Consider the following 15,611-nt stretch of genomic DNA (forward strand, 5'->3'; position numbering starts at 1 on the left):
GGAGCGTCGAGCAAGCACCGTGACGCGCGGCGTCTGGCGTTCGGGTGGTGGGGGAGACGGGTCGGCGCCATCAAGGGAGCCTTGGTGGCGCGTCCGGTCAGCGGGGGACCCAGAGGGTGACGCGGGTGCCGCTGCCGGGTGCGGACTCGACGGTCGCGCTGCCCCCGACCTCGGCCAGCCGGCCGACGATCGACTCGCTGATGCCGTAGCCCGCGGGGCGCCGTGCCGGGTTGAAACCGGTGCCGTGGTCGCGGATGATCGTGGCGATCCCGCCGTCTCGCTCCTCCACCCGCACCAGCACCTCGTCCGTGCCCGCGTGCTTGATGGTGTTGCGCAGCGCCTCCCGCACGGCGTCCCGCACCGCCGCCTGGCGCGCCTCCGGCAGTGTCTCTCCTGTCTCTCCTGTCTCTCTTGTCCCACCGGTCAGGTCGGCGATCACGAGCTGGGTGCGCAGCCCGTGCCGGGCCATCTCCGCGGCGAGCGCGGTCAGCTTCTCGCTGAGCGGGCGGGCGCTACCGGTGGAGTCCGCCTCGATCGCCGCCCGTAGCTCGGTGGCCTGGGTCCGCGCCATCCGGTGCAGCTTCTCGATGTCGGTCTGCAACGGCATCGCCTCGAGCGTCTGCAGCACTGTGTCGTGCAGCCGGCGGTGCTGGGCCGCCCGCTCGACCTGACGGCCCCTGGTGATGCCGTGGGCGAGCGCCAGCCTGGTGCCGAGCCCGGCCAGCAGCAGCGCGCCGGTGGCGGTGACCAGCACGCCAACGGTGGTGCCGAGCCCGTCCACCGCGGCGGCGGGGTCGAGTCGGCCGACGCTCACCCACTCCATGGCGACCCGCAGCGGCAGCGTGACCAGCACCAGCGTGGCCCCGTATCCCACTCCGAGCACGAGCGTGAGCAGCGCGATCGCGCCGAGCAGGTGCTTGCCGGGCACAACGGCGGCCGCGGGCAGCCCGGCCGGGGGCACCGCCGCCGCCACCGCGAGGTGCGCCAGCACGGCGAAGACGACGTCCAGGCCCAGCAACCGGGCGGCGGTGCGCCCGCGGAACCGGGCCCGCAGCAGCCAGCCCACCCCGTAGCCGCTGAGCAGCACCGAGCAGCCGGCGACCGCCAGCACCACCGCGACGCCCGCCCGTGGCCCGGTGGAGAGGAACGCGAGGACCGCGCCCGGCACCGCGAGGATCCGGTAGGCCAGCGGGATCAGCGCCACGAACCGGGCGGCGCGCAGCAGCAGGTCGTCCCGCGTGGCCGGGCCTTCCACCCGCTGGATGCGGCGCAGCGCGCGCAGGGCGTTCGCGTCACCGTCAGGGTCGTCCCTGCCGCCGGTGCCCTCGGTGTCGCCCAGCTCGGCCGGCGCGGTGGCGACCGCCGGCGCGCCGCCACGCAGCAACGTGAACAGGAAGTGGGGCCCGGGATGCGCGGACATGGACGCGAGTATCCGTCAGCGACGCGGCAGGACCCAGCGTTCACGGCGAACTCGACCAAAGCCCGGCCAGGAGCCGAGCAGGAGCCGAAGGCCCCGACCCGGACGGCCAGGTCAGTCCCCGGACTCGTCCGGCGGCGTGATGCCCTGCTCGGCCGCCCACTTGCGCAGCTCGGCCACCGCCTCGTCGTATCCCAGCGGGCCGCGGTCCAACCGCAGCTCCTTCAGGTGCTTCCACGCCTTGCCGACCAGCGGGCCCGGTTCCAGCCCGAGCAGCTCCATGATCTGCTCGCCGTTGAGGTCGGGGCGCACCCTGGCGAGGTCCTCCTCCGCGGCGATCCTGGCGATCCTGGCCTCCAGGTCGTCGTAGTTGCGCCGCAGCGCGATCGCCTTGCGCCGGTTGCGGGTGGTGCAGTCGGCGCGGACCAGCTTGTGCAGCCGGGGCAGCAGGTCGCCGGCGTCGGTGACGTACCGGCGCACGGCCGAGTCGGTCCACTCTCCCTTGCCGTAGCCGTGGAAGCGCAGGTGCAGGAACACCAGCTGGGCCACCTGCTCCACCACGTCCTTGCTGTACTTCAGCGCGCGCAAACGCTTGCGGGTCATCTTGGCACCCACCACCTCGTGGTGGTGGAAGCTCACCCCGCCGCCCTTCTCGAACCGCCGGGTGGCCGGCTTGCCGATGTCGTGCAGCAGCGCCGCCAGCCGCAGCACCAGGTCGGGACCGGAGGTCGGCTCGTGCCGGGTCTCCAGGTCGATCGCCTGCTCCAGCACGGTCAACGAGTGCTCGTAGACGTCCTTGTGCTGGTGGTGCTCGTCGATCGCCAGCCGCATGCCGGGCACCTCGGGCAGCACGTGGTCGGCCAGACCGGTGCGCACCATCAGCTCGATGCCGGCCCTCGGCCGCACGCCCAGCATCAGCTTGGTCAGCTCGGCCTGCACCCGCTCCGCGGTGATCCGCCGGATCTCGCCGGCCATCTCGGTCATCGCCGCCACCACCCGCGGCGCGGGCCGGAACTCCAACTGTGCGGCGAACCGGGCGGCGCGCAGCATCCGCAGCGGGTCGTCGGCGAACGACTCCTGCGGGGTGGCCGGGGTGTCCAGCACGCGGTCGGCCACCGCGCGCAGCCCGTCGAACGGGTCGATGAACCGCTTGGTCGACAGGTCGATGGCCATCGCGTTGGCGGTGAAGTCGCGGCGGACGAGGTCACCCTCGATCGTGTCGCCGAAGGTCACCTCGGGATTGCGGCTCACCCGGTCGTAGGAATCGGCGCGGAACGTGGTGATCTCCAACTGGATGCCGCCCTTGGTCGCGCCCACCGTGCCGAACGCGATCCCGACGTCCCACACCGCGTCCGCCCAATTCGCCAGCAGCCCCTGCACCTGCTCCGGCCGGGCGTCGGTAGTGAAGTCCAGGTCGGCGACCGGCTTGCCCTCGCCCTGCTCGCCACGCTCGCCGGCCGCGCCGGGCTCCGCGGTCACCAGCCGGCCCAGCAACGCGTCGCGCACGCTGCCGCCGACCAGGTAGAGCTGGTGCCCGGCGGCGGTGAACCGGGCGGCCAGCTCGTCGGCCACCGGCGCGACCCGCATCAGCTCCGCCACCGCGATCCGCTGCGCCCGCCGAGCCCGCTCCTCGGTTCCCGATCCGCTCGAACCGCCCGAGCTGCTCGCGCCGTTCGAGCCGTTCGAGCCATTGCCGCGGCGGGCGGGAATGTCGCCTTCGCTGCGCTCGTTCACGGGAAACCCACCGGGGACGGGGTGTACTTACTACACGGGCTGATCAACACGGACACGAGAAGCCAGCGTACCGGCGTGGCCGTTTGCTCTAGCATCGCAGCATGTCTGGATCGGCCGGTCGCTCCGGTGGCGCCAAGCCGGGACGCCGGTCCCGGCGCCGGCGCAGGAGGAGGCTGACCACGGTCGACGAGACGTCGGCCGGCGGCCTCGTGGTGGACCCCGAGCGCACCAGCGCGGTGCTGATCGGCAGGCTGGACCGGCAGGGCCGGCTGCTGTGGTCACTGCCCAAGGGACACATCGAGGACGGCGAGACCACCGAGCAGACCGCGGTGCGCGAGGTGAAGGAGGAGACCGGGATTTCCGCGCACGTGCTGCAGCCCCTCGGCACGATCGACTACTGGTTCGTCGCCGAGCGCCGCAGGGTGCACAAGACCGTGCACCACTTCCTGCTGGAGGCGTGGGGCGGCGAGCTGTCCGACGAGGACGTCGAGGTGACCGAGGTGGCCTGGGTGCCGTTGGCCGAGCTGGAGGAGCGGCTCGCGTACGCCGACGAGCGCAAGCTCGTGCGCAGGGCCCGCGAGCTGTTCGCGGCGGAGATCGAGGAAGTGGCCGAGTGAGGCCGGTGTACCGGACGGCACCGACGCGCCGAAGGGCGGGGCGGGTGCGGTGATCTCCCCCCGATCGATGTCCAGCCTGGCCGCGCTGGCACTGGCGCTGCTGTTCGTGGCGGCACAGGCGCTGTTCGCCGCCGGCGCCTCCGCGCAGCAGCTTCCCGGCACGCCGAACCGGTTGCGGATGGACATCGACAGGATGACCCCGCGGATGATCACCGCGGACACCGAGCGGATCACCGTCATCGGCACCGTCGCCAACGTCGGCGACCGGAGGATCACCGACCTCAAGGCGCGGCTGCAGCTGGGCGAGCGGCAGACCAGCGACCGCCGGCTGGCCGAGACGATGGCCGAGGTGCCCCCCGCCGACGCGGCGATGACCCGGTTCGTCGAGGTGGCCCCCGCGCTGGAGCCGGGGCAGAGCGCCCCGCTGACGCTCACCGTGCCGGTCAACAACGGCGCACAGGACGGGCTGCGGGTCGCCGCGGCGGGGGTGTACCCGCTGTTGATCAACGTCAACGGCACGCCGGACTATGGCGGGCCGGCCCGACTGGCGGCGCTGACCATGCTCGTCCCGGTGCTCGGGATCCCCGGTGTCCCCGGCGGCGGCGCGGAGCCGCGGCCGGAGCAACCCACCCCGGTGGCGATGCTCTGGCCGATCGCCGACACCCGACCCCGGGTGGTGTCCGCCCCCTACAACGCGCCGGTCGTACTCTCCGACGACCAGCTGGCCGCCGACCTCGCGCCCGGCGGCCGGCTCGACGCGCTGGTCGCGGCCGCCGAGGGCGCCAGGGACGACAGCAGGATCTTCGGTTCGCTGTGCTTCGCGGTCGACCCGGACCTGCTGGAGACCGTCGAGGCCATGACCCGCGGCTACCTGGTGCGCACCCCCACCGGCGACGTCGAGGGCCGCGGGGCCGCCACCGCGGCGCGGTGGTTGGAGTCGCTGCGGCAACTGGTGAAGGGCCGGTGCGTCGTCCAGATTCCGTTCGCCGACGCCGACCTCACCGCGCTGTCCCGGATCCCGGCGACGGATCCCGGGTTCGCCGGCCTCACCGCCACCGCGGTCGGCGGCGCGCCCACTGTGCAGCGGGTGCTGAACATGCAGCCGCAGGAGGGCGTGCTCTGGCCGACCGGCACGCTGGACGAGGCGACGCTGGCGAAGGTCAGCGAGGCCGGCGTCGTCACGGTGATCACCGACGCGGCCCGGCTGCAGGCGAACACCAAGGCCACCGGCACGGTCGAGCTCGCCGCCTCCGCGGTGCGCGCGGTGCCGTACGACACCCTGGTCGCCCGCTCGCTCGCCGGGCGGGCCGCGGGCGCGCCCCGCGACCCGGTGGCGTTGACCCCGGCCGACGAGCCGGATGTGGCCGTGCAGAACGCGGTGGCGGTGCTGGCCTTCCGGGGCGGGCTCGACCAGCGGCGGGGCGGCGACCCGGTGCTGATCGCGCCGCCACACCGGTGGAGCGCCCCCACCGCCGAGCTGGCCACGCTACTGGACGCGCTCGACCAGCTCACCTCGTCCGGTCGGCTGGCGCCCACGTCGCTGCAGCAGCTGATGGCCGGCGACGCCTCCGGGACCGCGACGATGGGCTACGCCAGCCCGGAGACCAACGCCGAGCTGCCGGGCGACGCCGTCAGCGCGTTGACCGAGCTGAACACCACGATCGCCGACGTCGGCAGCGCGATGTCGGTGGACCCGACGGCGCAGGTGCAGCCGGCCGAAGTGCTCCGACCGCTGCGCAACGGGTTGATCCGGGCGACAGCGACATCCCTGCCGGCGTGGCCGGCCCATGCGCGCGGTGAGGCGGTCGGCACCGCCCGCGCGCAGGTGGACGAACTGCGCCGGCGGGTCACGGTGGTCAGCCCCGGCCAGCCGTACTCGCTGGCCTCGGGCGCGTCGCCGATCCCGGTGTCGATCAGCAGCTCGCTACCGGTGGTGATGACGGTGCGCATCACCCTGACGAACAGCACCGGGCTGCGCCCCGAGGAGATCGGCGACGTCACCGTGCCGGCCGACAGCGCGATCAACCAGCGCATCCACACCGAGGCCCTGCGGGCAGGGCGGTTCAACGTCTACGTGTCGCTGACCACGCCGTCCGGCACCGAGCTGGGCACTCCGGCGCGCTTCGACCTCCGCTCCACCGAGTACGGCGTGGTGACGCTGGTGGTGACCATCGCCGCCGGCGGCGCGCTGTTGCTGCTGTCCGCGCGGCGGATCTACCGCAGGGTCCGGGCCGCCAGGAGCGGCGCGCCGGAGCGCGGGTGACCGGCCAACCGGTCGGTGTGACCGACCGCGCGATCGCGCCGTGCGCACCCCCCGCCCCCGCCAAGCCGATTACGCTGGGTCGACAGCAAGCACCGCGGCCACGAGGACCGAGAGGACACGCCGCGACGACCGCCGACGATGGGGCACGCCTTGGACAGAGGACCCGCTTCGCGACCGGAGCGTGAAGCGCAGCCTTCGCGACCCGAGCGCGCCGGGCGTCCCGCCGAGGCCCCGCCCCCCGCACGGCCGGTGCCCCCACCGGCCGGTTCCCCACCTACCGGGGCCCAACCGCCGCGGTCCGGACCGCCGCCCGCGGGGCAGCCCCCTCCACCGGTGCCTCCCGCGCCGTCCCGCCCCCCACGTCGCGCGCCGCGCCCGGACCAACCGCCGCCACCGCGGCCGGACCGCCGGCCGCCGCCCGAGGTCGACGGACGCAGGGTCCCCCGCGACCCCGCCCGCACCCGCCGGCAGCCACCACCGGCACAGCCGCCCCGGCCCCCACAGGCGCCCCCACCCGCACCCCCACCGCCCGCCCGGCAGCCGGCGGGGCGGCAACCGCCCCGCCGCGAACCCCGGCGGGGTCAGCCGCGCCGGCCGGCGCCGGTGCGGCCGTGGGAGCAGGAGCGGCGGGAGCCCGACGCCACCACCTTCATCCCGCGGGACCGGGGCGTGCCGCCCGGGGTGCGCTGGCCGGCGGCCGACCCGGACATGCTCCGGCCGTACGACGAGTTCGCCACCCGGATGCTGCCGCGCATCCTGGACGCTCCCCGGCCGTCCGAGCCGATCGGCGACCGGCTGCCGGCGGTGGGCCTCGAGCCGGAACGCAAGCCCAAGGCCGAGCCGGGCGGCGCGAAGGCGCCATCGCTGGTCAAGGCCAGCGGCCGGATGGCCATCGCGACGCTGACCAGCCGGATCACCGGCTTCGCCTGGAAGGTGATGCTGGCCTGGGTGGCCGGCATCAGTGTGGTCTACGACTCCTTCACCGTCGCCAACACGCTGCCGCTCATCATCAACGAGCTGCTGCTCGGCGGGGTGCTCACCAGCGTCGTGGTGCCGCTGCTGGTGCGCTCGCAGGACGACGAGGACGGCGGCGAGGCGTACACCCAGCGGCTGCTCACCATGGCGGTGACCGTGCTGCTGGTCGGCACCGTGGTGTCGACGATGTGCGCGCCGCTGCTCACCGGGCTGCTGATGTCCGACAGCGGCAACGCCAACCAGGAGATGGCCACGGCGTTCGCCTACCTGCTGCTGCCGGGCCTGCTCTTCTACGGGCTGTTCGCGGTGCTCTCGGCGATCCTCAACGCCAAGCAGATCTTCGGGCCGGCGCAGTGGGCGCCGGTGGTCAACAACCTGGTCATCTTCGTCACCATCGGCCTCTACGCCCTGGTGCCCGGCGACCCGACGCTGAACCCGAACTACATGAGCCAACCCAAGATCCTGGTGCTCGGCCTCGGCGTGCTGACCGCGATGGTGGCGCAGGCGCTGTTCCTGTTCCCGGCGCTGCGCCGCTCGGGGTTCCGGTTCCGCTGGCGGTGGGGCATCGACGAGCGGCTCAAGGAGTTCGGCGGGCTGGCCGCCTGGATCCTCGGCTACGTCGTGGTCAGCCAGGTCGGCATGGTGATCAACACCCGGGTGCTCAGCGGCGGCGACGAGGGTGGCATCACCACATACTCCAACGCCTGGCTGCTGTTCCAGCTGCCCTACGGGGTGATCGGCGTCTCGCTGCTCACCGCGGTCATGCCACGAATGAGCAGGGCCGCGGCCGACGGCGACACGCGCCGGCTGGTCGGCGACCTGTCCTACGCGTCCCGGCTGACCACGCTGACCCTGCTGCCGATCTCGGCGGTGATGGCGGTGGCCGGCACCTCGATCGGCATCGCGCTGTTCAGCTTCGGTGAGGTGGAGTTCGCCAAGGCCGAGCGGCTCGGCCAGACGCTGGCCATCTCGGCGTTCGGACTCTTGCCGTACGCGCTGGTGATGCTGCAGATGCGGGTGTTCTACGCGATGAAGGACTCCCGCACCCCCACGCTGATCATGGTCGTGATGACGGCGGTGAAGATCCCGCTGCTCTACCTGGCCGCCGCCACCCTGGACCCGGTCAACGTCGTGCTCGGCGTGATGATGGTCAACTCACTGGTCTTCGTGGTGGGCGCGGTGCTCGGCCAGGTGTGGCTGTGGGTACAGCTCGGCAACCTGCGCAGCCGGCGGGTGATCGGCGTCATCCTGTTCACCGTCGTCGCCAGCGGGCTCGGCGTCCTCGCCGCGTGGCTGGTGGGGCTGCTGGTGCCGGACGCGGTCGGCCCGGTCCCGCAGGCGTGGATCCGGCTGGTCCTGCAGGGCACGGTCGGCATCGCCGTGTCGTTCGGGGTACTCATCGCGCTCAGGGTGGACGAGCTCGCCCCGCTCACGAAACGGGTCACCGGGCTGCTTCGGCGCGCGTGACCGGAGCACGCGGACCACACTTGGGTGACGAGTTCGGCGTACCCTCGGGTGTCGGACACGCGGGAGAGTGCGGTGAACACCAGACGCAGCGAGCACGGCGAGCAGGGAGGGGGGCGGTCCGGGTGAGCATTCGCGCTCGCGGCGGTTCGCTGGCGCCCGGAGGGGTCGTCGGGGACGGCCGTTATCGGCTGCTCGCGCAGTTCGGCATCGACGAGCGTGCCGGCGCGCACCTGTGGCGGGCCCGGGACGGCCAACTGCGCCGGGACGTGGCGCTCACCATGCTGGTCGGTGACCCGGCCGACGCGGAGGCGGCCCGGCAGGCCCGGCGCACCCTCGACCGGGCCACGCACGCCGCGCAGCTCCAGTCCGGCACCTCCCACCACGGCGGCGTCGCCAGGGTGCTCGACGTGCTCAGCCTCGGCAACGGCATCTCCTCCAGCGAGGGGCTGCTCGGCATCGTGGTCGCCGAGTGGACCAAGGGCAGTGACCTCGTCGACCTCGTCGCCGAGCGCCCGGTGCCGCCGGGCACGGCGGTGCGGATGGTGCAGGCGCTGGCCGAGGCGGTGGAGAGCGCGCACCAGGCCGGGCTGGTCCTCGGCATCGACCACCCGCAGCGACTGCGCCTCACCCCGGACGGCCGGCTGCGGCTGGCCTTCCCCGGCCCGCTGCCCGACGCCACCCTGCGGGACGACGTCAAGGCCCTCGGCGGCGTGCTGTACCTGCTGCTCACCGGCAGATGGGCGCTGCCGGGTGGGCCGCCGGCGATCCCCGCCGCGCCCCGCTCGCCGAACGGCCGCGTGGTGCCCGCCCGCTCGCTGCAGCCGAACGTCCCCGCCGAGCTTTCGTCGCTGGCCAGCCGCACCATCGAGGACGGAGGCCAGGACGCCATCCGGACCGCGTCGGCCATCCTCCGGATGCTCGAGCAGATCGCCGAGGCGGAGGAGCGCACCCAGCTCATCGAGGCGGTGGAGGACCGGGTCGACCCGGACGGCGGGGTGTGGACCACCAAGAAGCCTGTACGCGACGCCGCCCGGCGCCGCAAGCTCGCCCTCGGCGTCACCGTGCTGGTGGTCGCCGCGGTGGGCATCCTCGCGTGGCTCGGCATGATGGCCATCAGCTTCTTCCAGGACAACCCGTCGGCGAGCGGACCGGCGGTGAACCTGGCCCGGCCCAGCAGCGAGAGCCAGGCGCCTCCGCAGGAGGATCCCCAGGAGCCGCCGGCCCCCACGCTCGGCGAGCCGGTCCGACCGGCCGAGGTGAAGGTCTACAACCCCGAGGGCAGGGGCGACAACGTCGCCAGGGCGAAGAACGCCATCGACGGCGACCCCGGCACGGTGTGGCGCACGGATCAGTACCAGCAGCAGCTTCCCGCGCTGAAGCCCGGGGTGGGCCTGGCCGCGCGGTTCGACGAGCCGATCAACCTGTCGAAGGTGCGGATCGACGCCGACAGCCCGGGCACGGCCGTCGAGGTTCGGGTGGCCGACAGCGCCAACCCGCCGCTGTCCGACACCCGCGTGGTCGCCTCCGGCGAGTTGACCGGACCGAACACCGAGCTGTCGCTGGTCCAGCCGACGCAGTCGCAGTACGTCATCATCTGGATCACCAAGCTCTCCGAGGACGGCGCGAAGCACGTCTCCGAGATCGGCGAGCTGACCTTCATCCCCGCGACCTGACGGATCGCGGGGCAGCACGCCGAGAAGACCGGAAGCAGCTGAACCGCCTTGCCGCCGTCATCAGTGGCGACGGCTACGTCCGGTCGGATCGACATCTACCGGCGCAGTAACTCCCGTGCGGGAGTTAGTAGTCTCTTCCGGGTGACCGCAGCCGCATCCTCGGACGCCGATCTCATCGCGGCACACGCCGCCGGCGACCCCCACGCGTTCAGCGAACTGGTCCGCAGACACCGCGACCGGATGTGGGCGGTCGCGTTGCGGACGCTGCGTGATCCGGAGGAGGCCGCCGACGCGCTGCAGGACGCGTTCATCTCCGCGTTCCGCGCCGCGGCCAACTTTCGGGCCGAGTCCCAGGTCACCACGTGGCTGCACCGGATCGTGGTGAACGCCTGCCTCGACCGGATGCGTCGGCGGCAGGCCCGGCCGACCGTGCCGCTGCCGGACGCCGGCCCCGCCGAGCCCGCGGTGCCCCGCGACTCGATGGCCGAGCGGGAGACGAAGCTGCTGGTCCGCGAGGCGCTGGACCAGCTCCCCGAGGACCAGCGTGCCCCGATCGTGTTGGTGGACGTGGAGGGATACTCGGTCGCCGAGACGGCGAGCATGCTCGGCATCGCCGAGGGAACGGTGAAGAGCCGCTGCGCGCGGGGGCGGGTGAAACTCGCGAAGCTTCTCGGCCATCTGCGGAACCCGGATGCGCCCGGTGGCGTCCCAACTTCCGAAAGCAAACGCGGCGGCGCGCCGCGCGGCGCGGCCGGGCAGGGAGCGGCGGGGCGCACGCGGCCGGGACCGCACCCGCTACGGGACGGGGAGGGACGATGACGGACGAGCGTCGGGGGGGCAGCGGGGACGTGGGCCCGCCCTGGTCTGTCGACGTGCTCGCCGACCTGCACGCGGGGGCGCTGGACGACGCCGAGGCGGCCCGGTTGTGGCCGCGGGTCGAGGCCGACCCCGAGGCGCGGGCGGTGCTCGAGGCCCTGGAGGCGACCCGTGCGGACCTCGCCGAGCTGGGCGCGGCGCCGGCACCGCCGATGCCGGCGCGGGTGGCCGGGCGAATCGACGCGGCGCTGGCGGAGGAGTCCCGCCGACGCGCCGGGGAGAGCCGTGGCGGGGAACCCGGCATCGCGCCGGTGGTGTCGCTCGACGCGACACGCCGGCGGCGCCGGCGGCTGATGGGACTCGGCGGCGGCCTGCTCACCGCGGCCGCCGCGGCGGTGGCCGCGGTGGCGATCCTCGTCCCCGGCGCCGGCAACGGCGGGCCGGACAACGGGAACCTCCCGGGCGCGGCGCCGGGACCGGACACCGACGAGCCGCCCGTGTCGCTGCGCCGGGACAATCTCAACACCGCCATCGGTGAGATCAACGAAGTGCGCGACTTCGGCCCGCTCGGCACCGAGGAGCGGTTGGACGCGTGCCTGGCCGCCAACGGCATCGACCCGGACGTCAAGCCCGCGGGCATCCGGCCGGCCACCATCGACGGCGATCCTGCCGTCGTGGTGTTGCTCACCACCGGGCAGTTCGCCCAGTTCCGGCTGGTGGCGCTGGCCCCGGACTGCGGACCGGACAACCCCGGTCTGCTGCTGGACGAGACCGTCGGGCGGCAGGGCGGCTGAGGGCCCCGCCCGGCACCCGCGGGTCGCGGCGGGCCGGGAACACCCGCACCTACGATCGTGTTGAGCCTGGTACGCAGGGCGGAACGAGCGGAGGTCATCGGGTGGTTGCGGAAGACGTTCGGAACCTGATCATCGTGGGGTCGGGTCCCGCCGGGTACACGGCGGCCGTGTACGCGGCGCGTGCCCAGCTGGAACCGCTGGTGTTCGAGGGCTCGCAGTTCGGTGGCGCGCTGATGACCACCACCGAGGTGGAGAACTACCCGGGCTTCCGCGACGGCATCCAGGGGCCGGACCTGATGGAGCAGATGCGCGCCCAGGCCGAGCGGTTCGGCGCCGAGCTGCGCGCGGAGGACGTCGAGGAGCTGGAGCTCACCGGTGACGTCAAGTACGCCACGGTGAACGGCAAGCGCTACGCGGCGCGCGCGGTGGTCCTCGCCATGGGCGCGGCGGCCCGGTACCTGCACGTGCCAGGGGAGCAGCGGCTGCTCGGCCGCGGCGTGTCGTCGTGCGCCACCTGCGACGGGTTCTTCTTCCGCGACCAGGACATCGCCGTGGTCGGCGGGGGTGACTCGGCGATGGAGGAGGCCACGTTCCTCACCAAGTTCGCCCGCAGCGTGACGATCGTGCACCGCAGGGAGGAGTTCCGCGCCTCCAAGATCATGCTCGAGCGGGCCCGGGCGAACGAGAAGATCCGCTGGCGGCTGAACTCCCAGATCACCGAGGTGCTCGGGGAGGACAAGGTGAGCGGGCTGACCGTGCGGGACACCGTCACCGGCGAGGAGTCCCGGCTCGACGTCACCGGCTTCTTCGTCGCGATCGGGCACGACCCGCGCAGCGAGCTGGTGCGCGGGCAGGTGGACCTCGACGACGCCGGCTACGTGCTCACCAAGGCGCCCAGCTCGCACACCAACCTTCCCGGCGTGTTCGCCTCGGGTGACCTGGTGGACCACACCTACCGGCAGGCGATCACCGCGGCGGGCTCCGGCTGCGCCGCGGCGATCGACGCCGAGCGCTGGCTCGCCGAGCACGTGGGCGTCGAGCAGGCGCACGAGGCACCCGAGCTGGTCGGCGGCGGGTACGCCGCGGCACCGGCGAACTGAGTTCGTAAGAGTTGTCCTACCGACAGGAGAGAACATGACCGACACGGTCAAGGTGACCGACGCCAGCTTCGCCGACGACGTGCTGACCAGCGACAAGCCGGTGCTCGTCGACTTCTGGGCCACGTGGTGCGGCCCGTGCCGGATGGTGGCACCGGTGCTCGAGGAGATCGCCTCCGAGCACAAGGACAAGCTGACCGTCGCCAAGCTGGACATCGACGAGAACCCGAACGCGGCGCGGGACTACCAGGTGATGTCGGTACCGACCTTGATCCTGTTCAAGGGCGGCAAGCCGGTGAAGCAGATCGTGGGCGCGAAGCCGAAGGCGGCGCTGCTGTCGGACCTGGCGGACGTACTGGGCTAGTCCGTTCGCGCGGACCGTTCGGTCCGTCGAGGCAACCGCGACCCGGGGGCGTGCGTCTACTACGTGGCTCCCGGGTCGTGTCGTGTGACCGGCACGACGGAAGTGATCACTTCCGGTACACGGCCAGAAGGCCGTGACGTGGAGTGACGTACCAACCGGCCCTGCGCGCTCACCGAGAGTTCACAGGGCACAATAGAGATCCTGGGACATTCGCCCAGCGGACCTCCCAGCGGACAACTGCCCAGCAGCGAGCACCGTTCCCGGTGCCCGAGGAAGAGCGAGGAGTGCATGCGGGTACTCCGCCGCGGCGACGCCGGACCGGACGTCGCCGAGATCAAGTCGGTCCTCGCCGCACTGGATCTGCTCCCGGCCGAGAACGGTAACGGTCACGGCCGCCACGCGCACTTCGACCTCGGGATGGAGCAGGCGGTGCGCGCGTTCCAGCAGCGGCGCGGCCTGATCACCGACGGGGTGGTGGGGCCCGCGACCTACCGGGCGCTGCGGGGGGCGAGCTACCACCTGGGCAGCCGCCCGCTGGCGTACCTGGTGTCGTCGCCGGTGCACGGGGACGACGTGTTCGCGCTGCAGGACCGGCTGACCGAGCTGGGGTACGACGTGGGCCGGCCGGACGGCGTGTTCGGGCCACAAACCGAGCGCGGGTTGCGGAACTTCCAGCGGGACTACGGGCTGGTCGTGGACGGGATCTGCGGGCCGGGAGTGGTGCGCGCGCTGCGGCAGCTCTCGCCGCGGGCGCGCGGTGGTCGGCCGGTGTTCCTGCGGGAGCAGGAGCAGGTGCGCCGGGCGGGGCCACGGCTGCGGGGCAAGCGGATCGTGATCGACCCCGGGCACGGGGGGCCGGACCCGGGGATCGCGGTGCAGGGCGTGCGGGAGGCCGACATCGCCTGGGACCTCGCCCGGCGGTTGGAAGGCCGGATGAAGGCGACCGGGATGGAGGCGTTGATCTCCCGGGGGCCGCGGCAGTGCCCGGCGGAGGCCGACCGGGCGGCGTTCGCCAATGAAGCGGGTGCCGACCTCTTCCTGTCGTTGCACTGCGACCGGAACGCCTCGCCGCTCGCGCAGGGGGTGGCGAGCTTCCACTTCGGCAACGGTTACGGCACGACGTCCACCGTCGGTGAGCTGCTCGCCGGGTTCATCCAGCGGGAGCTGGCCGTGCGGACCGGGCTGTTGGACTGCCGGACGCACCCGAAGACGTGGGAGATTCTGCGGTTGACCCGGTGCCCGGCCGTACGGGTGGAGATCGGGTACCTGACCAACCCCGGTGACCGGCAACGGCTGTCCGACCCGGCGTTCCGGGACGTCGTGGCCGAGGGGATCCTCGTCGCCGTCAAGCGGCTCTACCTGCTGGGCGAGAACGACCAGCCGACGGGCACCTTCACCTTCGCCGACGTGCTGGCCCACGAGCTCGCCAAGGCCGAGTAGCCTGGTCGCTCTTCTCCCGGCCGCTGTCTTCCCCTTCCGGCGATCGACCCGCCACCACGGCGCCTCTCGAGTGCGGCCCCTGGGCATCGGCCCATGTAGCACAAATGACCCGCGGCTGCTGCGCGCCTGGCAGTGGCTGTGGCTGCGTGCCTGGCTGCGGCTGCGGCTGCGGCTGCGGAAGACCAACACATCCGGGGCTTGACAAACCCGAAACCACCCCCGAGCATCCCCCACCCGCTCCGGGGGCCGGCCCCGCTGCCAGTCTATCGATGGTAGGGGTCGCGGAAGGGTGGCTCGACAATCTGTGGATCACCAACGGGTGATGTGGACAGCTCGGGGTTCCTGGCCGCGACCTCACCGGGAGTTGACACCCCCCGTGATCGCCGAGTCGGCCGGTCCGGTCGAGCACCGCGGCGCAGGGCTCGAAGGGAGTCCCGACCGAAGACCGACGGCGCGACCCAACGCGACAGGTCCTAGTCGGCTGGTTGACCGGTGAGGCGCTGGGTCTGGGCGCGGAGCACCTCGACGGTGCGGGTCACGTAGTCCGCGATCACCCGCCGCTCGTGCTCGGTGTAGCCGTCGACCAGTTCGGCCATCGCCGCGGCCAGCGGGCCGAACGCCTCCGCTCTGGTGTCCGCCTCCGCCTCGGTCACGCTGATCAGCACCCGGCGACGGTCGGCGAGATCCGGCTCCCTGCGGACCAGGCCGGCCCGTTCCAGCCGGTCGACCATCCCGGTCACCGCGCCCGGCGTCAGCCCAACCTCCTCGGCCAGTTGGCCGGCCGACAGCGGTCCGTTCCGGGCGATGACCGCCAGCGCACGCTGGTCGCCGGCGCTCACCCCGAGCCGGGCGCCCATCGCCTCGTGAAACATCACCACCGCGGTGCTCAGCTCGCGGCCCAGTTCCGCGCCCGACACCTCGCTGTTTCGCACGCGGTCACTTTACCAGGCGGGA

The 15,611-nt window shown here is 73.1% G+C and carries 12 protein-coding genes; 9 read left to right on the forward strand and 3 right to left on the reverse strand.

What is annotated here, in order from left to right; translation table 11 throughout:
- Positions 1-97: 97 nt before the first annotated feature.
- Together BM051_RS12395 and BM051_RS12400 are read right to left on the reverse strand one after the other, a co-directional pair.
- Positions 98-1,420, reverse strand: a complete 1,323-nt coding sequence (locus BM051_RS12395) for a sensor histidine kinase (RefSeq protein ID WP_092530217.1) — start codon at positions 1,418-1,420, stop codon at positions 98-100.
- A 111-nt stretch (positions 1,421-1,531) separates the two neighbouring features.
- Complete coding sequence (locus BM051_RS12400) at positions 1,532-3,022, reverse strand: CCA tRNA nucleotidyltransferase (RefSeq protein ID WP_424923270.1); 1,491 nt, start codon at positions 3,020-3,022, stop codon at positions 1,532-1,534.
- Positions 3,023-3,252: 230 nt separating this feature from the next.
- Here BM051_RS12400 and BM051_RS12405 point away from each other — a divergent pair, with 230 nt between their 5' ends.
- The 9 genes from BM051_RS12405 (at position 3,253) to BM051_RS12445 (ending at position 14,657) form a co-directional block, all read left to right on the forward strand.
- A complete protein-coding gene (locus BM051_RS12405) occupies positions 3,253-3,768 on the forward strand; it encodes an NUDIX hydrolase (protein WP_092530218.1) in 516 nt (171 codons plus the stop codon).
- 49 nt (positions 3,769-3,817) lie between these two features.
- Complete coding sequence (locus BM051_RS12410; RefSeq protein ID WP_244894483.1) at positions 3,818-6,031, forward strand: DUF6049 family protein; 2,214 nt, start codon at positions 3,818-3,820, stop codon at positions 6,029-6,031.
- 603 nt (positions 6,032-6,634) lie between these two features.
- Positions 6,635-8,473 carry a murein biosynthesis integral membrane protein MurJ gene (murJ, locus tag BM051_RS12415; RefSeq protein WP_092530220.1) on the forward strand — a complete coding sequence of 613 codons (1,839 nt, stop codon included), beginning with the start codon at positions 6,635-6,637 and terminating at the stop codon, positions 8,471-8,473.
- A 122-nt stretch (positions 8,474-8,595) separates the two neighbouring features.
- On the forward strand, positions 8,596-10,146 hold the full coding sequence (locus BM051_RS12420) for a protein kinase family protein (protein ID WP_092530221.1): 1,551 nt from the start codon (positions 8,596-8,598) through the stop codon (positions 10,144-10,146).
- A gap of 141 nt (positions 10,147-10,287) precedes the next feature.
- Complete coding sequence (gene sigM, locus BM051_RS12425) at positions 10,288-10,965, forward strand: RNA polymerase sigma factor SigM (RefSeq protein ID WP_092530222.1); 678 nt, start codon at positions 10,288-10,290, stop codon at positions 10,963-10,965.
- A complete protein-coding gene (locus tag BM051_RS12430) occupies positions 10,962-11,756 on the forward strand; it encodes an anti-sigma factor (protein WP_092530223.1) in 795 nt (264 codons plus the stop codon). Before sigM ends, BM051_RS12430 begins: the two co-directional genes overlap by 4 nt.
- A 101-nt stretch (positions 11,757-11,857) precedes the next feature.
- Positions 11,858-12,856 (forward strand): thioredoxin-disulfide reductase, encoded by a 999-nt coding sequence (trxB, locus tag BM051_RS12435; RefSeq protein WP_092530224.1) that lies wholly within the window; start codon positions 11,858-11,860, stop codon positions 12,854-12,856.
- Positions 12,857-12,890: 34 nt separating this feature from the next.
- On the forward strand, positions 12,891-13,217 hold the full coding sequence (gene trxA / locus BM051_RS12440) for a thioredoxin (protein ID WP_092530225.1): 327 nt from the start codon (positions 12,891-12,893) through the stop codon (positions 13,215-13,217).
- Positions 13,218-13,505: 288 nt separating this feature from the next.
- Positions 13,506-14,657, forward strand: coding sequence for an N-acetylmuramoyl-L-alanine amidase (locus BM051_RS12445; RefSeq protein ID WP_092530226.1), 1,152 nt, complete (start codon positions 13,506-13,508; stop codon positions 14,655-14,657).
- A 473-nt stretch (positions 14,658-15,130) separates the two neighbouring features.
- Here BM051_RS12445 and BM051_RS12450 read toward each other — a convergent pair whose 3' ends face one another.
- A complete protein-coding gene (locus tag BM051_RS12450; protein WP_243859422.1) occupies positions 15,131-15,589 on the reverse strand; it encodes a MarR family winged helix-turn-helix transcriptional regulator in 459 nt (152 codons plus the stop codon).
- Positions 15,590-15,611: the final 22 nt, after the last annotated feature.

The organism is Amycolatopsis arida, assembly GCF_900115565.1.
In the GTDB taxonomy this organism is placed as follows: domain Bacteria; phylum Actinomycetota; class Actinomycetes; order Mycobacteriales; family Pseudonocardiaceae; genus Yuhushiella; species Yuhushiella arida.

Bases quoted from the DNA above. Each gene is read 5' to 3' on its own strand.
- BM051_RS12395 (WP_092530217.1), bottom strand. From the start codon at position 1,420: ATGTCCGCGCATCCCGGGCCCCACTTCCTGTTCACGTTGCTGCGTGGC.
- BM051_RS12405 (WP_092530218.1), top strand. From the start codon at position 3,253: ATGTCTGGATCGGCCGGTCGCTCCGGTGGCGCCAAGCCGGGACGCCGG.
- BM051_RS12430 (WP_092530223.1), top strand. From the start codon at position 10,962: ATGACGGACGAGCGTCGGGGGGGCAGCGGGGACGTGGGCCCGCCCTGG.
- trxA (WP_092530225.1), top strand. From the start codon at position 12,891: ATGACCGACACGGTCAAGGTGACCGACGCCAGCTTCGCCGACGACGTG.
- BM051_RS12445 (WP_092530226.1), top strand. From the start codon at position 13,506: ATGCGGGTACTCCGCCGCGGCGACGCCGGACCGGACGTCGCCGAGATC.